A 19255-nucleotide genomic window follows, 5' to 3' on the forward strand; every position below is an offset into this window, starting at 1 on the left:
TACCGATATGAGGAAGATATATATATCATGTTTATGAACAAAGAACTAAGCTTATTGTTTCACAGGCTCGCCTTCTAAAATTTCTTCTTTTTTATACTTTAATTTAGTGGCTTCTCCCCCTCGCAAGTGGCGGATTGATTTATGATAATCCAGTATCTCCTTCACTTCATTAGCCAGATCTGGATTAATTTCTGGCAGTCTTTCTGTTAGATCCTTGTGTACAGTACTTTTAGAGACTCCAAATTCTTTCGCAATTACACGAACGGTTTTCTTTGTCTCCACGATATACTTTCCTATCTTGATTGTTCGCTCTTTGATGTAATCGTGCACACCACTCGACCTCCCTAAAATGGATGTGAGAAGTGTGAAATGAGATTCGTATCAATATTATCCATTTTCAGAGGCGCTTGTTCGTCTTAATTTCTCATCCATTAGGTAGTAAATGCCAAACACGATCCCTCACCTCAAACACTCTCTTTGTCAGGTTTGTAACAGTGTATTAGCATTGCATAGGGAATATGCTAAAAATGAAGATAGGACAAGGGATTTATCAGAAAATGCAATCATTTCGAGTGGCGAAAATTTTCACTTTACAAGAATGGGTCGAGCACGTAAAATAGAAAAGGTGATTTTATTTACCTAGCTAAATATTGAATAAAGGTGAGCATATGGATACGTTAAATAGAGAGTGTTTACATCAAATACACCAAAGCGCACGCCTGCTGTCTAAAAAGGCGAACGAAGCGCTTGCTGCTTATGACTTGTACATGTCCCAATGGACTGTACTTTTTTGTTTGGATACATTCGGCCCGAAAACCCAAAAAGACATTTGGACATATTTGAACGTCGAAGCCCCAACCATTACCCGAACCGTAACCCGTCTAGAAGCAAATGGCTGGGTGCAACGTGTACAAGGAAAAGACAAACGTGAAAATCTGATCGTGATGACAGATGATGCTAAGGCCCGATTTGAAGAAATCAAACGTACGATGGAACAATTTGAAGAAGAATGTCTTTCAGATTTCACCCACGAAGAAAAACAACTCCTCCATACACTTTTACACAAATTATCAACTGAATAGGAAGTGACATACATCATGAACGAACGCATTTGGACGAGAGACTTTATCATGATTGTCCTGGTGAATTTATTTACGTTCACCTCTTTTTATGCCCTTTTAACCTTGCTGCCTATTTACACAATGGATGAACTAAATGGAACAGAATCACAGGGCGGTCTCCTTGTGACGGTCTTCTTATTGTCCGCCATTGTGACAAGACCGTTTTCTGGAGCCATTATTGAGAAATTCGGTAAAAAACGGATGGCGATTTTCTCCTCAACGGCATTTGCCTTACTCACTTATTTATACATCTCAATTGATCAATTCCAAACGCTTCTCATGCTGCGTTTCGTGCAAGGCATCTTTTTTAGCATTTTGACGACAGTAACCAGTGCCATTGCGGCAGATATGATTCCAAAACATAAACGCGGGGAAGGACTCGGCTACTTTGTCATGTCCATGAACCTCGCTGTGGTTATCGGTCCATTTATCGCACTCAATCAAGTAGGAAAAGTAGGATCCCATTCCTTATTCCTTCTTTTTTCCATTATCGTTACCATTGGTGCCGCTTTTACGATGCTGATCAGACAGCCAGAGCTTGAAGATGGGGGTAGTGTCGTCTTCCGATTTACTTTTTCTCATCTGTTTGAAAAAGGTGCATTAAAAACAGCGGCGGTCGGCATCATTATTTCATTCTGTTATTCTCCGATCATTTCATTTATTTCAGTCTATGCCAATTCCCTTCACTTGATGGGGGCAAGCAGTTATTTCTTTATTGTGTTTGCGGCAGCGATGCTTGGATCACGTCCATTTACAGGCAGACTTTTTGACCGAGTAGGTCCTCACATTGTGATCTATCCTTCGATTGCTCTTTTTGCGATTGGTTTATGGATGCTGACAGCTACACATTCAGCTACAATGCTTCTTCTATCAGGTGGTGTCATTGGACTTGGCTATGGATCGCTAGTACCATGTTTACAAACACTTGCCATTCAGCACTCACCAGCTCACCGTACAGGCTATGCGACGGCTACTTTCTTCACTTTATATGATACGGGTATTGCTGCTGGCTCATTTGTATTTGGTCTTCTTGTCAGTTTCACAGACTTTTCAAATGTATATCTCATTGCAGGTATTGTTGTCTTGCTCAGTATGATTGTTTTTTATTGGAGCGAACGAAAGCCCCAAGAAGCAAAAGCACAGAAGGTCTCCCTATCAGAATAGGATTCTATTTTAAACTTCAACGGAAACATGCTAAAATATAGGATGTTTCAAATAAACGATTATTTGACAAATAGTTGGCATTAAGCGAAGGTATAGGTGATGTTTTGAATTACGAACTGTTTAAAGTGATACACGGGATGGCTCATCATTCTGAGTTTTTAGATCAGGCCATGATTTTCATTACGAAAAAGGCCATTCTTGTGTACGCCCTTGTCTTATTGATTTGCTGGTTTTTAGGTAATCACAAATTTAAGAAGCATGTCTTCTTTTCCGGTGTAACGGGCATCGCGGCACTTATCGTCAATTTTGCGATTACACTGTTTCATTATGAGGAGCGACCGTTTGTGGCGCATAAAGTCGACACACTCATTCCGCACTCAGCAGACGCTTCCTTCCCAAGTGACCATACAACAGGTGCACTGGCTCTTTCACTTGCCATTCGATCTCGTAATAAAAAGCTTGGCAACATCTTGCTCGTCTTTGGATTACTCACAGGATTCTCCCGCATCTGGGTCGGTCACCATTATCCATTAGATGTTTTAGGCAGCTTGATCGTATCGATTGTGGTCGTGTTTATCATGAATAAATTATGGAAGTTCTTTGACTCTCCAATTGATCGCATCGTCACTTTCTATGAGACAATTGTAGGGAAAATATTCAGAAGGAAGCAAAAGGATCAGGGCTCTGACCTGTCTAACTCTTAAGCGGCTTGCGATAACGTGATGAAGAATCTTCTTCCACTTATCGCGCCGCTTTTTTTATTGAATGTCCTCCTCTGACCTTGTTCGAAAAATAAAGACTGACACCGATGCCGATAAGGGAAATCATGATCAACGTCCAGCCTAACTGCTCAAAATGAGGACCAGCAATTTCATCCCCAAACAGCATACCGAGAACAGCAGATGACAGAATGGAACCAAGGTAGCGGCATGTTTGAAAAAGCCCAGAGGACGTGCCAATCATATGCTGAGGGCTTGCCTTGAGCATGGCAGCTTGCAGCGCAACATTTCCAATCCCGTAACTAAGTCCAAGCAGCGCTAGAACCAGCCCTTTCCCCCATAATGGTGCCGGAATAAAAAAGAAGGTCATCGCAGACGCCCCAGCCAGCATTAATACCGCACTGGCTAATACGGGATGGCGTTCATCCCCGCGGTCCACCCACTTTCCCGTCAGCGGAGAGATAATGATGCTCACCCCAGACATGCAAAGCATAAAAAGACCCGTCATTTCCACACGCCAGCCTAATTCATCTTGGAAATAGCTCGGCAAACCAAAGAAAAGACAATAGAAAAAGATATTTAAAATGATAAATTGCACATACACGAGTGAAAGCCGCTGCTCCTGTCTGAACATCCGAATTTGAATAAACGGTTCATCCACCTGATACTCCCACCAAATAAAAGCGCCTGCACTCACGAGACAAAGAATCCCCTGTACATATTGAATGCCATGACCTAGTGATAATAAAAACGAAAGCAGAAGGACAATACAAACTGTAAAAAGCAGCATGCCTGGCAGATCGAGCTTCCGTATCGTTTCACCTATACGTAGCTTTCTCTTTTTCTGCTCCTTTGGAAACAAAGATAGTCCAAGAAAGAAGCTGATCAAAATAAAAGGCAGATTCACTAAAAAAATAGCCGGCCAGCCACCGATTGTCATCAAAAAGCCGCCAAGTGTCGGTCCAAGCGCCGTCATCGCTGAAGCAAAAATGGACAATACCGCTAACGCCGATGCCTGCTTGTCTTGAATATGATCCCGAATGAGTCCGACACCAGAAGGATAAATGGCACTGCTCCCAATTGCCTGCAATAGCCGGATCACAATCAGCACCGCAAACGTCGGGGCAAACGGCGCACAGATGGCTGAGACCGCCACAAGACCCAGTCCGAATAAAAATAATGTTCTCCGGCTCATCACATGATCCCCAATCCGGCCGCTCACCGGCTGCGTCACCGCACTAGCTAAATAAAAAGACGAAATAAGCCAAGATACAGTCGTAAATGACAAACCGAATTCATGTTGGATTTGATGCAAGGCCAAAGAAATCATTGAGGAATTCAACGGATTTAACATCGTCCCAAAGGCAATAGCAGTTAAAAAGACTTTTCGGTTGTCCCTCCACTTCTTCATACACCGACCCCCTCTTTATGTTCTGGCATGTTTCCTTCCGTTATTATGAGATTCATTTCCCTTTTTTACCCTGATCAATTCAAGTTCTCTCTTGGAAAAGCAAGACATACATTTTAAAAAGGGCGAGTGTTGGAAAAACACATATAAAATTGAGAATATGAGGAACAAATGGTAAGATGCTACACATATTTAAAAGCCTACTTTCTCCTTATATGGAGAACGGCTGAAAAGGAGGAGAAGCTTATTATTAAGAAAAGACGGTTTTGGGTCCCAGCCCTTTTCTCGGTTGCAGTATTACTTCTGTCTTCGTGTGGTTCAAATGAAACAAATGGGAACGGAGATAAACGTAATTCTACAGCGAAAGGGTCGCCAATTTTGGAGGATGGAAAATTTATATTTGCAGCATCAGGTGAATTTCACCCGTTCAGTTACATGGATGGGAATCAGATGTCAGGCTTTGATATCGATGTAGGCAATGCGATCAGTGACAAACTAGGCCTTGAGCCTATACAGAAGAAATATAAGTTCGCAGGCATTGTCGAAGGTGTGAAATCAGGAAAATTTGATGCGGCAGTTGCAAGTCATACCATCAATGAGGAACGAAAAAAACACGTCCTTCTTTCTAAGCCCTACTACTACTCTGGTCCGCAAATTTTCACAAGACCTGAAGCAGACATTCAACATGCTGATGATTTAAAAGGTAAAGAAATTGCTGTTTCAAAAGGCTCGTCCTACGCTGATATTGCAAAGGAACATAGCGGGCAGGAACCAAAATATTACGACAGTGATGTAGTCGCTTTAGAAGCACTAGCCAACGGAAAACACGATGCAGTCGTGACGGATTTCGCCACAGGTGCAGAAGCCATGAAGAAAAAATTAAAGATCGAAGCGCAGGAAAGACTCGGACAAAGCGAGCAGGCAATTGCTGTATCTAAAGAAAATGAACAGCTCATAAAAGAGATCAACGATGCGATTGACGCATTAAAAAAGGACGGAACATTAAAACAAATTAGCGAGAAATACTTTGATGAAGACATCACGGTCAAACAAAATTAAAACCACGATTGTGCGCCTTTTTTAGGCGCACTTTCTTCAAATGGAGATGATTGTTTTGCCTAGCCTATCACATTTTTTTCAGACGCTGATTGATTCAAGAGGTATTTTTTTAGAAGGAATGCTACTCACGTTACAGCTCACTGTGATCAGCATCTTTATTGGCATGTTCATCGGGCTCTTCTTTGCTTTATTGAAAATATCACGCGTGACTGTCTTCGGTTATATCGCCAACGCCTATATCTTCCTTGTACGCGGCACACCACTGATTGTTCAAATTTTCATCCTATATTTTGGACTGACAGAATTAAATATCCCCGACTTCTGGGCCGCTTCCATTGCGCTCGCCTTTCATAATGGAGCGTATATAGCAGAAATATTCAGAGGCGCCATCCAATCGATCGATCAGGGGCAAAAAGAGGCAGGACGCTCTCTTGGCATGGGACGTTTTCTAACAATGAGACGCATCATTCTCCCGCAAGCGATGCGACGCGCCCTCCCCCCTCTTGGCAACCAGTTCATTATCGGCTTAAAAGATTCATCACTCGCCGCCTTTATTAGCGTCAATGAACTATTTAACGTCGCCACGACCCAAGGCTCAAACAGCTTTGACAATATGACCTATTTACTTGTTGTAGCCGTCTATTACTTAGTTCTTGTCCTGCTGTTAACGTTCGCTGTCCAAACCTTTGAGAAGAAACTATCAGTCAGTGACCATTAGGAGGAGAAACATGACAGAATCAAAGGAACTCATTCGTGTTGAAAAACTAAACAAACACTTCGGAGAACTGCATGTTTTAAAGGATATCGACCTCACTGTTTATGAAAATGATGTAGTCGTCTTAATTGGAGCCAGCGGCTCTGGAAAAAGCACCTTGCTCCGCTGTATGAACTTTTTAGAAATCAAAAATGATGGAGAAATCATCATTGATGGCAGCCCTGTTCATCCAAAACGCGATCAATTAAACGAGATGCGGCAAAAAATAGGCATGGTGTTTCAGCATTTTAACCTCTTTCCGCATAAAACTGTGCTTGAAAACATCATCGAGGCGCCTGTTATGGTAAAAAAAACAAAAAAGACTCAAGCTGTATCAGAAGCCAACGTCCTGTTAGAAAAGGTCGGACTTGCGGATAAAGCCAACGTATATCCTTCTAAACTATCAGGCGGTCAAAAGCAGCGTGTGGCTATTGCAAGAGCTCTTGCCATGAAACCAGATGTCATGTTATTTGACGAACCTACGTCCGCCCTCGATCCAGAGCTTGTAGGCGAGGTACTGCAAACAATGAAAAGTCTCGCAAAAGAAGGCATGACGATGGTTATCGTCACACATGAAATGGGCTTTGCAAAAGAAGTCGCCGATCGTGTCGTCTATATGCACGAAGGCCGTATCGTCGAAGAAGGCACGCCATCAAAATTGTTCGATTCTCCTCAAGAGGAACGAACCAAGTTGTTTCTCAGTTCCATTTTATAGGTCAAACGCCCTTTGTTTTTCGTGCTCAATGCACGTTTTTTCTCATATTTCACGAACTTTTCATCCATTTATATTGAATATAACCAAAAACCATGTAAGATTAACTTACACGAATATGTTATATATGACTTTTCTCTCTATAATGAAGAATTAAGAAATCAATTAATTCTGAATGATTCAGGGGGAATGCAGCATGCAAATGGGTGATACAGTATTTATGTTCTTCTGCGCACTACTTGTGTGGTTAATGACACCGGGTTTAGCCTTATTCTACGGAGGACTCGTGAGAAGTAAAAACGTCTTAAGTACAACCATGCACAGCTTAACTTCACTAGCGATCGTCTCTATCGTATGGATCATGTTCGGCTATTCCTTGGCTTTTGCGCCAGGCAATGCATGGATTGGAGGCTTAGACTGGATTGGACTAAAAGGCGTTGGCTTTGAACCTGGTTCCTACAGTGAGACCATTCCACATTCATTGTTCATGATGTTCCAAATGACCTTTGCCGTCTTAACAACAGCCATCATCTCAGGTGCCTTTGCTGAACGAATTCGTTACTCAGCGGTCGTCGTGTTTACACTCCTTTGGGTCACATTTGTATACGCGCCAGTCGCACACTGGGTATGGGGCGGCGGTTGGATTGGCGAAATGGGTGCACTCGACTTCGCTGGAGGAAACGTGGTTCACATTTCATCAGGTGTTGCAGGTCTAGTCGTAGCGATTGTGCTCGGGAAGCGTAAAGAAGCAGCAAGCTCTTCTCCTCACAATTTGATTTATACCCTTCTTGGCGGAGCTGTCATTTGGTTTGGATGGTTTGGCTTTAACGTTGGAAGTGCTCTTACCTTAGACAGTGTCGCAATGTATGCCTTTATTAACACCAATACAGCTGCTGCTGCGGGAATCATTGGCTGGCTGTTAGTCGAGTGGATGATCAACAAAAAACCGACCATGCTCGGCGCGATTTCTGGAGCCATCGCAGGTCTTGTGGCAATTACACCTGCCGCAGGTTTTGTCACACCTTTTGCTTCTATTATCATCGGAATCATCGGCGGCATCGTGTGTTTCTGGGGAGTCTTCTCACTCAAAGCCAAATTTGGCTATGATGATGCACTAGATGCATTCGGGCTTCACGGAATTGGCGGGACTTGGGGAGGAATTGCAACAGGGCTTTTCGCAACAACCTCTGTCAATGACGGCGGAGCCAATGGCTTATTTTACGGAGATCCCAGCTTACTTTGGAAGCAAGTTGTTGCTATTGTAGCCACCTATGCCTTTGTAGCTGTTGTGACATACGTGATCATCAAAGTGGTCAATCTCTTCTTTAAAATTCGCGCAACTGAAGAAGAAGAATCAGTGGGTCTTGATTTAACCATGCATGGGGAAAAAGCTTATCAAGATTAATGAAAAAGGGGTGTCTCTATGAGCAAAATGTATAAAGTGGAGATTGTCACACGTCCAGCCAATTTTGAAACATTAAAGGTGGAGCTTGGAAAGATTGGTGTCACTTCCATTACCTTTTCGAATGTACACGGCTGCGGTTTACAAAAGGGACATACAGAGCTATACCGCGGCGTCAAAAAGGAAAATAATGTGTACGAACGATTAAAGATTGAAATCGTCCTAAGCGAAGTACCTGTCGAACAGGTCGTTGAAACAGCTCAAAAGGTACTTCGTACAGGCGAACCAGGGGATGGGAAAATTTTTATATATGAGATAGAAAATACAATCAACATTCGGACAGGTGAAGAAGGACCTGCCGCACTCTAAACCATCCCCCGCCGAGTGCGGGGGATTTTTTAAAGACAGAAAAAAACCTCTGCATGATTCATATACAGAGGTTTCAAGACTTAAGATTGTTTTGTTTCTTCAGATTGACTGCTGTCTTTAGAGGAATCAGAAGACTTTTCTTGATCAGAGGATTTCCCCTTCTCATCAGACTTTTCTTCAGATTTTTCTCCAGCAGGCTCTTTGGCCTTATCTTCAGCAGCAGGTTCCTTCGTTTTTTCATCAGCTTTTGGCTGAGCAGGTTCTTTTGCTTCTTCCGTCACTTCTTGCGCGGCCTTTTCAATAGTCGAAACAGGCTTGTCAATGAAGCTAAGTGGATTAAGCGCTAAACCTTCCATACGAATTTCAAAATGCACATGGTTGCCGCTTTCAGCACCATAAAGATTTTTACCAGAAGCACCGATGACATCATTCTGCTTCACTTCATCGCCTTCTTTAACACTCACTTGTGACAACGATTGATAAACAGTCGATAATCCATCTTCATGTTCAATTTCAACGACGTGACCGAGAACTGGATCTTTTTTCGCTTGAACCACTGTTCCACTAAGAGCAGCTGTGACATCAAACACTTTGCCATCTTTATCTGCAAGATCAATACCTTTGCTCAAGGTATAGGTGTTATTATAGTTTACAAGTGCTGCTTCTTTTTCTTTTTGATCAGCATCTGCTTCATAGAACTTTTTCACGACAGAAACATTATCAGAATTCTGGACTGGCATGGCAACATTTTCAATTGGCTTTCCAACTTCAACGGCATCATCACGCTGTTCTTGCCCTGTTTGATTTCCATCAGATAGTTGGTCTTTCACATCTTTTGATACAGCTTGATACCAAAGAACGGCTGTTAACACGACCGCTGCGCTGACCAAGTAAATTGCAGGGAATACCCAGCGCTTACGGAAAAATTGCTGAACTTTTGTGATTTTGGAAGTACGTTTCTTTTCTTCCTCTCTCATTTTTCATCACCTCAGCAACATTCTGAACACTTTTCAAAAAATATATACACACGAAATCATTTTTCTTTTTATTTTGCGCAATCGCATCAATAATATGTATGATGAATGAAAAAAAGATGGGGGACTTTAATGTGAAAACTTTCAACCGTATAGCAACAGAAGATGACCTCAAAGCAATCGTTGATATTTACAATTCGACTATTGCTTCAAGAGAAGTAACCGCCGATACAGAACCAGTTTCAGTTGAAGACCGCCGGCAATGGTTTTTGAATCATTCAGAGAAAAGACCTCTCTATGTGAAAACAGATGAGGATGGACATATTTACGGCTGGCTCAGCTTTGAAACGTTTTATGGAAGACCTGCATACAACGGGACCGTTGAAATGAGTATTTACTTAAACCAAGACTATCGAGGGCAAGGCTTAGGATCACTTTTTTTACAAGAGGCCATTGAGTTGGCACCTTCACTAGGCATTCGAACATTACTCGCCTTTATTTTCGGGCACAACGAAGCCAGCATTCGATTATTTAAAAAGCACGGCTTTGAAACATGGGGTCACTTGCCACGCATCGCAGAAATGGACGGCAGCAGGTACGATTTAGACATTCTAGGAAAAGAATTATAAAACGAGCGTCTCTCCAACAAAGAGACGCCTTTTTATGATGCGTGTAACAACTGTTCAAACTGTTTCGCATTTTGAACAGCCTTTCTTTGGAGGATGATGCCATGTTCATCTATCAGAATCGCTTGCGGAACCACAGTTACCCCATACAGCTCCATGATTTGCGAAGAGCGCACATACACAGCTTGATCAGGCAGCAATTGAAGAAGCAATGCATCATCTCCTTGTTCATCTCCATTGATGAAAATGAATTGAGTATCATCGCTAGAAATGTGCTGACGCATATCAGACAAAATGCTTTTGCATGTCATACAAGTGGTATTTACAAATAACAGCATCACGGCTCTTCCGTTCTGTAAATACTCCTTTAAAATAACCTTATCTCCTAAATGTGTATAGCTTCGAAATAACGGCGCAGCATCACCAACATCCGCTTCCTTTAATTCAATCCCATCAAGGGATTTAATTTTACTCATAAATTTTCCGATAAAGCGGGCAAGCAAAAACACGACCGCCAGCTGAGCAATGACAATGAATAACACAATAATTAGTAGAATATCAGTCATTTCACTTGGTCTCCTTCTATAAACGATTCAAATTGATTCATCCATTTTCTTTTGAACATCATGATTGTTTTCCCCACTGCTATAATCAAACAGACAGCCACTGCAATCAGAAAACAAATAATATGAAATGGCCACGGAATTGTTTCTACATAGGGATGTACATAAAACAACCCAATCACAAGAGCCAGCATCGACACATTACGAATCACAATTCCCCAGTGAAGGCGGTCATTTTCAAGCAAACCTCCACAGCCGCATGAAATGTGACGATGTCCTCTCAATAAATTGAAGGTGACCGCTCCAGTATAGATACATAAAAGTGCTGTAAGACCAATCGCAGGTACAAGAGACATGTTCCACACGAACAATAAACCCGTACAAGCCAATTCAACAGTCAAAAACAAATAAAACATAGGCGCCGTGAGCGCAAGAGGCAGCAGTCGATAAGCATTCATCTGCTGAATATGCGCTGTTTTTTTTCTCACTTTATCAAGCCATGAACCTGCAAAGATGATTCCTAATAAATAGACACCTATAAAATAAAAGACACTCACCTTACGCCATCTCCTTTTGTTGAAATAGTTGGGATTGTGCCTCGTAAAGTCTTTTGTACTCTCCATCTAGCGCCATCAGTTCTTCATGGTTCCCCTCTTCAACGAAAGCACCATCTTTCATCACGATAATCCGGTCTGCTAAGCGGGCCGCTCCCATACGGTGGGTGATAAACAAGACCCCTTGATCCTGAGTATGATCGAATAGCTTTCGAATGAGTGAAATCTCCGATAGCGGATCGAGAGCAGAAGTCGGTTCATCTAAAATGATAAAATCACTTTCTCTAAAAAAGGTTCTCGCCATCGCAAGCTTTTGCCATTGTCCCCCAGATAGTTCATGACCTTCTTCAAAAAACCGGCCAAGCTGCGCATCGTATGTTTCTTCCATTTGATGAATTCTTTTCTCTATGCCTGCTTGCCGTGCAGCTGAGATCATGCGCTCTTCCTTATCTATTTCGTCGATACGGCCAAATCCAATGTTTTCTTTCACAGTGAATTCGTACTTCATAAAATCTTGAAAAAGGACGGCCATTCTCGCATGATATGATTTTTTATAAACGGTCGATATCGATTCACCATTGACCCTTTGCATATTCGGCTTGTCTGGATCATATAAACCGGTCAAGCATTTAATCAAGGTCGTCTTACCTGATCCGTTATCCCCCACCAATGCAATGCGTTCACCTTTATCGATATGAAAATGTATATGTTCAATAGCAGGCGTTTTCATATTCGGATAGGTAAAAGAGAGATTTTCTAGCGTAATGGACTGAATACATTCAATCCTACGAAGCGATGCCGTTTCCTCTGTCTGCTCATCAATTTCTTCTTCTCTCTTTTGAAAAGTTCTCATTTCATCAATATAGAGACTCGTTTCATATAAACTAGAACATTCCCTCGTCAAATCCTGAAAACCACTTTGAATATTTTGCACAGCTTGGAGCACAGCAACAAACGTACCCGCAGCTAATTTCTTTTGAAAGATAAGAAAGACAATAAAAAGACCACAGCACACATAGGCAAATGTCATAAGCAATCCGCCTGCCATCTCCCAGCGAACCTGACGTTTTAGTAATTTATATTTTTCATCTGCACTTTTTACATAATGACCTTGCCATTTTTGAAGAAGATAATTTCCAATTCCATATAAACGGATTTCCTTCAATGAATCTCGCTGCGCAACAAGATCAGACACATACATTTCTCTTCGATCATTGGCCGTTAACATGCGGTTTAATTGATACCGTGCACCTCCAAAGAAAAGCTCAATCCACAAGACAGGCAGAGTACATAAGATCAGAATGACCGCCAAGCCCCAATGGATACCAATCATATAAATGAGAAGTGATACAACAGTAATCAATGCGCTCATGATTGTAAAAATACTTCTAACCATACTCAGAACATGCTGATGACTGTTCATCACACGTTGACTTTCATTATAAAAAGACGGGTGTTCAAATGTAATATATGGAAGCCTGATCGCTTTTTGAAGCAATTCACCCTTCAAATGCAAACCAATCAGATTTGTCGCTTTCTGCTGACTAAGCTGAAGAATGAATTGAAGCCCATATCCTAAAATCACAATGACCATTTGCAACCCAAATAACCTTAAGACCTTTTGAATATCTCCTGAAGAAGTCATGAATAAAATAATTTCATTAATCAATGTTTGAATAATCCAGACACTAGCCAAAGGCATAAAGCCAACGATCACTTGGATTAATAAAGTTAATAGAAGATATGATCGACTTCTTTTCCAAGTATAGGAGATTGCATATAAACAATGGTTCACTGTACTCATCAAACGCTCCACCTTACACCATTTAGTATAATTGACATATTTTTGATATTTATATTATGATAGCTCTGCGTAACTTCATTCTGAGAGGACGATATACGATGACTTCAATCTTACTTTTACAGCTAACTCTTATTCTTTGCAGCCTTTTATTGACGATCGGAATCATGATCTATTTAAAACACCAGATGGAATTAATCATCTTACCGATCCAGCATGTTGGACAAAAATTTGTTCATCCGCTACTTGAAAAAACATCACCTATTCAAATAAATGATCTACTGCAAACCAATCACAAGCAGCAGTTGCTTATATTCACTGACACAGCATGTCCGCATTGCATCCCATCACTGGAACAATTCCTAGAAACGAAAAAGCAGGGTCAATTAGACATTTCTTTTAGTATTTTGCTAAAGAATGGGAAAGAAGAGGATCAAGAATTATATCGTGATAACCAAACCAACATGCGAATTATCTCAGTGGACGAACAAATGATAGGCGCCTTTCATATTGAAGAGTTTCCATATTACATCATGGTAGAAGAAGATGAAACAATCTCATATGCAGCCCCTTTTCCGGATGGTCTTTATTCAAGGTTTTCTGCAAAATAAACATAAATGAGGCATGTGAAGATAAAAAACACACGCCTCATTTTTTTATTAGTTTGAATCTGCCTGTACATCCTGATCCTTTTCCCTTGCGGCGATTTCACTCGCTTCACTTGAAGCTGTGGCTTGTTCCTCAGCTTGGTCAAACTCACTGCGAGCCTCATTTGAAATATCTACTTGGTCACCATGCTGATTCACAGTAACGGACGAAGAAGACGATTCTTTTTGAACCTCTTTCTCTAGTTCCTTTAATTTAGACACATGAAGCTCTAAATCTTTTCCTTGCTGAACTAGAGTCAGTTGTTGAAATAATGCCTTTCTCTCTTCTGGAGAATGGTCGCCTTGAACAATTTTCGCTGCTTGGTTTAAAAAAGAATTGGATGTTTGACTCGCTTGACGACTGTTTGACGTCTGCATAGCATTTGTTAAGAATGAAATCGAAGATATGCTCATGCGTTCACATCCTATTAAATAAAATCCTTGAATTTAGCAGCCACATCTAATGCGTTCTTGGCTAGTACAAATCTCACCTGTATCACGATCCACGTAGTAACGGAAAGTTCCAACACCTTGAAGGAAACAAGTTGGCGCTGATTTGCATGAAGTGACTAATTTTTGCAAAATACATCTTGAAGCTGCAGGTTGAACATTGGTCATTTTGTTTAAGAAACGATCTAACATATGAATTCCACCTTCCAATTTTTATGGTAATACAACACAATAATAACCAATTACAAGACAACTAACAACATATTTTGATAATTTTACTAATTATTTTTAACTACTAATCTTATTTATGACATAAATCGACGTTAAAATTCATAGTAAATGTTACTTTTTTCTTATTTGAAGATAATTTATTTATCCATAAATAGTAAAGTGAAGATAGAAATATTTTTTAATTGTTCTACATTCACTCTTCCTAAAGTACTACCTGCTCAAGTATGATAAAGAGTGAATACATAAAGGAGTGAACACCATTGCAACAAACTGAGAAAATCATTCAATCTCTTCATTCGATCACAAAGTGGGGAAAAGTTGGTAGTATATTTCTCTATATTTCAGGCGGCCTAGCAATTCTTATTGGTTTTTGGCTTGTTCTTCCTGCTGCCCTTGGCGTCTTCCTCATTATGATGGGAATCCATGTACAAAAATCTGTTAACGCAGCTGAACAATTAATTCAAGCTCCTGATACTTCTTATGAAGAGTTATTAGAACAATATGCTAAGTTGATGAAAATGCAGACGCTATTTGCCATATCAAGTATTGTCGCAGCCATTCTCTCATTCATCGCCATTATCCTGATGCTGATATTAGGCGGTCTAGCATTTCTTCAAGAAATTCCCAGTGACATTCAGCACTACGAAGGTGAATACGAAGAAGAGCTTGGTGACTTTTATTAATGGAGGGGGTATCAATGAACATTTGATACCCCTTTTGTTTGATATTTGGCATTGTTTTACCCTTCTAAGCTTGACATTCTATCTTGATCATTTTAAAATACAAATCGTAACAATTACGAATTAAAGGAGGGTCCTATTACTGATGCGTGTAAAAATTACCTTAGCCTGTACTGAAACTGGTGACAGAAACTATATCACAACAAAGAATAAAAGAACGAATCCGGACCGACTGGAGTTAAAAAAATATTCTCCTCGGTTAAAGAAATATACCCTTCATAGAGAAACAAAATAATTTTTAGGTTTCAAATCGTAATCATTACTTTTTAAGAGAGGCGGAAATGAACATGAGCATTGGCAAAGGGACAGAAGGAAATGAATAAGCGAATACCCGTTACAGTATTAAGTGGTTTTTTAGGAGCTGGAAAAACAACGATATTAAATCATGTACTACAAAATCGTAAAGGGTTAAAAGTAGCTGTTATTGTTAATGACATGAGCGAAATCAATATTGATGCAGAACTAATCAAACAAGGCGGTGAGCTCTCTCGATCAGATGAGAAGCTAGTTGAATTATCTAATGGTTGTATTTGCTGCACACTAAGAGAAGATTTGTTAACCGAAGTAGAGCGCCTATGTAAGACTGGTCATATTGATTATATTGTCATTGAGTCAACAGGTATTAGTGAACCTATTCCAGTCGCGCAAACTTTCTCTTATATTGATGAAGAAATGGGGATAGATTTGACGCGCTTTTGCCGGCTAGACACGATGGTCACTGTTGTAGATGCGAACCGTTTCTGGACCGACTTCCAGTCAGGAGAAAGTCTATTAGACCGTAAACAAGCCGTTTCCGATGATGACGAACGAGAAATTTCCGATTTACTTATTGATCAAATTGAATTTTGCGACGTGTTGATTATCAATAAGTGTGATCTAGTATCAAACTCAGAATTAGACCGACTTGAGCACGTGCTGACCACACTTCAACCAGAAGCATCTATCATCAGAACCTCAAAAGGGCAAGTAAAGCCAAGTGACATTTTAAATACTGGTTTATTCGATTTTGAAAAGTCCAGTGCTTCTGCTGGCTGGATTAAAGAAATCAACGCTGGGCATTCTCAGCATACGCCAGAAACAGAAGAATACCAAATCTCCTCCTTTGTTTATGAAAGAAGACTTCCCTTCCATACTGGCAGGTTAAATAATTGGTTAGATCAGATGCCAGAGCAAATAGTTCGCGCTAAAGGGTTTACATGGCTTGCCACACATCATGATTTAACCATTTTAATTTCACAGGCTGGAAAATCTGTTGCGATTGAACCAATTGCCTACTGGATTGCTGCCTTGCCTGAGCAAGAAAAAGCACAGATATTAAAGCAAGAACCAGAGCTTCTTGATGAGTGGGACGCAGAATTTGGTGACAGGCATACAAAACTTGTGTTTATTGGCGTAGATTTACCTAAAGCAGATATCATTCGCACACTTGATCAATGCTTACTCACACCTGAGGAATTTGATCAAGAATGGACTACGTTTGAAGACCCCTTTCAATGGAAAATCCAACATTAAGCCAGGAGGGTTTTAAGTGGCAAAGAAATCTAAAATTGCTAAAGAAAAAAAGCGGCAGCAGCTTGTATTGAAATATGCAGACTTAAGAAAAGAGTTGAAAGAAAAAGGTGAATATGAAGCTTTACGGAAATTACCTAGAGACTCTTCCCCTTCTCGCTTAAAAAACCGCTGTGAGTTAACCGGTCGTCCTAGAGGTTACTTACGAAAATTTAAAATGTCTAGAATTGCTTTTCGTGAGCTTGCCTATCAGGGCCAAATTCCAGGAGTGAAAAAATCGAGCTGGTAAAGATTGAGTTGATCTTATCACAGCTCCCATAAAAGTAAAGCAGTAAAAAATGTTGAAAAATCTATTTTCTAAGCATATCCCAACCTTTTTGAGCCACAAAATAACATTTTAAAAACCAGCAGAGTTTCTGCTGGTTTTTGATCATGACAGGATTCTAAGATGAATAGACCTATTTCTATAAAAGGATTTTCAACAATGATTATGACATTTTCTCTACTTTTCAAAAAATCATGATCATGATACTTTGTTGTCACTACCCACCGATGTATGACATTTCAACTTTTTTCTGATCTTTCTTCTGCTCTCTCTCAGCTGAATATTGATCATCTCTATTCGACCATAGTTCCTTCAATATATTCTTTATATCTTCATTATCTTTTGTTGAGCGAATCACCCGCTTCAGATCAAAACCCGATGATGCAAAAAGACATGTAAACAATTCACCGCGAGCAGAAAGTCTCGCTCTATTACATGTTCCACAAAAAGCATCTGAAACAGAAGAAATAATGCCTATCTCTCCTGAACCATCTTGGTAAAAGAATCGGTTGGCTACTTCACCTGGATATTGAGGAGGTTCTGGTTTGATGGGAAATGTTGAATCAATTAGACCAATGATCTCTTTCTTTGTCATGACATGCTCTAGATTCCATTTGTTCGTATTTCCGACATCCATAAACTCGATAAATCTGAGAACATGTCCTTCTTTTTTAAAGTAAGCTGCCATTGGTAAAACATCCTGATCATTCACACCTTTTTGAACAACCATATTGATCTTAATAGCAAGTCCAGCTTTTTTTGCAGCTTCAATCCCATCAAACACTTTTTGGATAGAAATATTCCTTCCGTTCATTTGCTTAAAACGGTCAGGATTTAATGAATCCAAACTAATGGTGACTCTTTGAAGACCTGCTTTCTTTAACTTATCAGCATATACAGGTAAAAGCGTTCCATTAGTTGTCATAGCAATATCTTCGATTCCTGGAATTTTTGAGAGCTTTTCTATTAAGATAGGTAAATCTTTTCGCATTAAAGGTTCACCACCCGTGATGCGTATTTTTACCACACCTAGGTCCTTTGCAAAAAGGGTAGCAAGCTGTTCAATTTCTTCGAAACTAAGCAGTTCTTCTTTATTCAAAAAAGGATAATCTGGTCCAAAAATTTCAGCAGGCATACAGTACGTACATCTAAAGTTACAGCGATCTGTTACTGATATTCTTAAATCGCGCAATGGTCGATGTCTCCTATCCAATATACTGTCCATACTTTGCCTCCTATTCTGTTATACGCTGATGGTGAGTGTAGATATTAAAAGATTCTCCTCTGACAAATCCAACTGTCGTGATATTTAATTCTTCTGCCATATTAAGCGCCAGCTCAGTAGGTGCTGATTTTGAGATGACGATCGACACTCCTAGTTTTGCTGCCTTCAATAGAACTTCTGACGATATCCGGCCGCTAAACACAAGAATTTTATCTCTAAGTGGAATTTGATAAAGTAAACAGTATCCATAGATTTTATCTAATGCATTATGTCTTCCTATATCAGTTCTAGTGATGAATAGCTTTTCTGTATCACACAGTCCAGCATTATGCACACCACCAGTATGTTGAAACAATTGACTTTCTTCTTGTAAACATTTCATTAGACGTATACAAGTATCAGCAGAAATGTTGATTCGATCAATGGCTGTTTTTGCTGTTTTCACATCTTGGAGAAAATAAAAATGTCTCCCTTTCCCACAGCAAGAACCAATCACCCGCTTTGTAAAATCTGATGACTGAAATCGGCTTGAGTGAACTAAATCAACATAGGCAAAGCCCATACTTTCATCTATTGTAAACCTTTTAATCTCATTTTCAAATCGAATGACTCCTTCTGAAGCTAAAAAACCGATCACCAATTCTTTCAAATGATCTGGTGAACAAACAAGTGTTACAAATTCCTCTCCATTCACGATCACAGTTAAAGGAAATTCTTCTACAACTTCATCTGTTTTGCAAGTAAATTGACCTTCACGGTATTGGTGTATGACTCGTTTCTTTTTAACAGAAGGATTCATTGTATGACCTTCCTTTCAGCACAAATTTAGTTATATGAACCAATCAAATTGTGATATTATTTTAAAAAGTCATAAAAATGTAACATATTTCTATCTTATCAAA

23 protein-coding genes are annotated in these 19255 nt (G+C 40.1%); 14 read left to right on the top strand and 9 right to left on the bottom strand.

Going from position 1 to position 19255, the window contains the following annotated elements; translation table 11 throughout:
- Positions 1-51 precede the first annotated feature (51 nt).
- Positions 52-330 (bottom strand): sporulation transcriptional regulator SpoIIID, encoded by a 279-nt coding sequence (spoIIID, locus tag MKY18_RS16645; protein ID WP_008343327.1) that lies wholly within the window; start codon positions 328-330, stop codon positions 52-54.
- Positions 331-668: 338 nt separating this feature from the next.
- Between spoIIID and MKY18_RS16650 the strand changes: the two genes are divergently transcribed.
- The 3 genes from MKY18_RS16650 (at position 669) to MKY18_RS16660 (ending at position 2989) form a co-directional block, all read left to right on the top strand.
- Positions 669-1082, top strand: coding sequence for a MarR family transcriptional regulator (locus tag MKY18_RS16650; protein WP_044140115.1), 414 nt, complete (start codon positions 669-671; stop codon positions 1080-1082).
- A 15-nt stretch (positions 1083-1097) separates the two neighbouring features.
- A complete protein-coding gene (locus tag MKY18_RS16655) occupies positions 1098-2285 on the top strand; it encodes an MFS transporter (RefSeq protein ID WP_342497590.1) in 1188 nt (395 codons plus the stop codon).
- A 104-nt stretch (positions 2286-2389) separates the two neighbouring features.
- A complete protein-coding gene (locus MKY18_RS16660) occupies positions 2390-2989 on the top strand; it encodes an undecaprenyl-diphosphatase (protein WP_044140370.1) in 600 nt (199 codons plus the stop codon).
- A 37-nt stretch (positions 2990-3026) separates the two neighbouring features.
- Here the strand turns inward: MKY18_RS16660 and MKY18_RS16665 are convergent, their stop codons facing one another.
- On the bottom strand, positions 3027-4415 hold the full coding sequence (locus tag MKY18_RS16665) for an MFS transporter (RefSeq protein ID WP_044140118.1): 1389 nt from the start codon (positions 4413-4415) through the stop codon (positions 3027-3029).
- A 168-nt stretch (positions 4416-4583) separates the two neighbouring features.
- Between MKY18_RS16665 and MKY18_RS16670 the strand changes: the two genes are divergently transcribed.
- From MKY18_RS16670 to MKY18_RS16690, 5 genes are all read left to right on the top strand, one after another.
- Positions 4584-5471 (top strand): transporter substrate-binding domain-containing protein, encoded by an 888-nt coding sequence (locus MKY18_RS16670; protein WP_044140120.1) that lies wholly within the window; start codon positions 4584-4586, stop codon positions 5469-5471.
- Between the two features lie 40 nt (positions 5472-5511).
- Positions 5512-6189: an amino acid ABC transporter permease gene (locus MKY18_RS16675; RefSeq protein WP_080772963.1), complete on the top strand. Its 678-nt coding sequence runs from the start codon at positions 5512-5514 to the stop codon at positions 6187-6189.
- A 10-nt stretch (positions 6190-6199) separates the two neighbouring features.
- Complete coding sequence (locus MKY18_RS16680) at positions 6200-6940, top strand: amino acid ABC transporter ATP-binding protein (protein WP_113767789.1); 741 nt, start codon at positions 6200-6202, stop codon at positions 6938-6940.
- A 193-nt stretch (positions 6941-7133) separates the two neighbouring features.
- Positions 7134-8342: an ammonium transporter gene (locus MKY18_RS16685; RefSeq protein ID WP_044140123.1), complete on the top strand. Its 1209-nt coding sequence runs from the start codon at positions 7134-7136 to the stop codon at positions 8340-8342.
- An 18-nt stretch (positions 8343-8360) separates the two neighbouring features.
- Positions 8361-8708: a P-II family nitrogen regulator gene (locus MKY18_RS16690; RefSeq protein WP_335351368.1), complete on the top strand. Its 348-nt coding sequence runs from the start codon at positions 8361-8363 to the stop codon at positions 8706-8708.
- An 80-nt stretch (positions 8709-8788) separates the two neighbouring features.
- On the opposite strand, the gene MKY18_RS16695 is transcribed toward MKY18_RS16690, so the two are convergent.
- A complete protein-coding gene (locus tag MKY18_RS16695) occupies positions 8789-9685 on the bottom strand; it encodes a peptidoglycan DD-metalloendopeptidase family protein (protein ID WP_003214850.1) in 897 nt (298 codons plus the stop codon).
- Positions 9686-9801: 116 nt separating this feature from the next.
- Between MKY18_RS16695 and MKY18_RS16700 the strand changes: the two genes are divergently transcribed.
- Positions 9802-10311 (top strand): GNAT family N-acetyltransferase, encoded by a 510-nt coding sequence (locus tag MKY18_RS16700; protein WP_065097881.1) that lies wholly within the window; start codon positions 9802-9804, stop codon positions 10309-10311.
- Positions 10312-10343: 32 nt separating this feature from the next.
- On the opposite strand, the gene MKY18_RS16705 is transcribed toward MKY18_RS16700, so the two are convergent.
- Genes MKY18_RS16705 through MKY18_RS16715 form a run of 3 tightly spaced genes read right to left on the bottom strand, consistent with a single transcriptional unit; the run spans position 10344 to position 13229 of the window.
- On the bottom strand, positions 10344-10874 hold the full coding sequence (locus MKY18_RS16705) for a thioredoxin fold domain-containing protein (protein ID WP_106067008.1): 531 nt from the start codon (positions 10872-10874) through the stop codon (positions 10344-10346).
- Positions 10871-11428, bottom strand: coding sequence for a MauE/DoxX family redox-associated membrane protein (locus MKY18_RS16710; RefSeq protein WP_342497591.1), 558 nt, complete (start codon positions 11426-11428; stop codon positions 10871-10873). The genes MKY18_RS16705 and MKY18_RS16710 overlap by 4 nt, the downstream gene beginning before the upstream one ends.
- 1 nt (position 11429) lies before the next feature.
- Positions 11430-13229 carry an ABC transporter ATP-binding protein gene (locus MKY18_RS16715; RefSeq protein WP_065097878.1) on the bottom strand — a complete coding sequence of 600 codons (1800 nt, stop codon included), beginning with the start codon at positions 13227-13229 and terminating at the stop codon, positions 11430-11432.
- A 98-nt stretch (positions 13230-13327) separates the two neighbouring features.
- Between MKY18_RS16715 and MKY18_RS16720 the strand changes: the two genes are divergently transcribed.
- Complete coding sequence (locus MKY18_RS16720; RefSeq protein ID WP_106067007.1) at positions 13328-13837, top strand: hypothetical protein; 510 nt, start codon at positions 13328-13330, stop codon at positions 13835-13837.
- A gap of 48 nt (positions 13838-13885) precedes the next feature.
- On the opposite strand, the gene MKY18_RS16725 is transcribed toward MKY18_RS16720, so the two are convergent.
- A complete protein-coding gene (locus tag MKY18_RS16725; protein WP_044140129.1) occupies positions 13886-14287 on the bottom strand; it encodes a hypothetical protein in 402 nt (133 codons plus the stop codon).
- Positions 14288-14814: 527 nt separating this feature from the next.
- Here MKY18_RS16725 and MKY18_RS16730 point away from each other — a divergent pair.
- The 4 genes from MKY18_RS16730 (at position 14815) to rpsN (ending at position 17092) form a co-directional block, all read left to right on the top strand.
- Positions 14815-15237, top strand: coding sequence for a DUF5362 family protein (locus MKY18_RS16730; protein ID WP_106067006.1), 423 nt, complete (start codon positions 14815-14817; stop codon positions 15235-15237).
- A gap of 142 nt (positions 15238-15379) precedes the next feature.
- A complete protein-coding gene (gene rpmG, locus MKY18_RS16735) occupies positions 15380-15529 on the top strand; it encodes a 50S ribosomal protein L33 (RefSeq protein WP_003214771.1) in 150 nt (49 codons plus the stop codon).
- 80 nt (positions 15530-15609) lie between these two features.
- The gene (locus MKY18_RS16740) at positions 15610-16806 is read left to right on the top strand and encodes a GTP-binding protein (protein ID WP_065097875.1); all 1197 of its coding nucleotides are present in this window, start codon (positions 15610-15612) and stop codon (positions 16804-16806) included.
- Positions 16807-16822: 16 nt separating this feature from the next.
- A complete protein-coding gene (rpsN, locus tag MKY18_RS16745; protein WP_065097874.1) occupies positions 16823-17092 on the top strand; it encodes a 30S ribosomal protein S14 in 270 nt (89 codons plus the stop codon).
- Between the two features lie 253 nt (positions 17093-17345).
- On the opposite strand, the gene moaA is transcribed toward rpsN, so the two are convergent.
- Together moaA and fdhD are read right to left on the bottom strand one after the other, a co-directional pair.
- On the bottom strand, positions 17346-18353 hold the full coding sequence (moaA, locus tag MKY18_RS16750; protein WP_065097872.1) for a GTP 3',8-cyclase MoaA: 1008 nt from the start codon (positions 18351-18353) through the stop codon (positions 17346-17348).
- 10 nt (positions 18354-18363) lie between these two features.
- Positions 18364-19152, bottom strand: a complete 789-nt coding sequence (gene fdhD, locus MKY18_RS16755; protein ID WP_319610144.1) for a formate dehydrogenase accessory sulfurtransferase FdhD — start codon at positions 19150-19152, stop codon at positions 18364-18366.
- Between the last annotated feature and the right edge of the window lie 103 nt (positions 19153-19255).

The organism is Bacillus sp. FSL R7-0672 (genome assembly GCF_038601465.1).
Classification (GTDB): domain Bacteria; phylum Bacillota; class Bacilli; order Bacillales; family Bacillaceae; genus Bacillus; species Bacillus pumilus.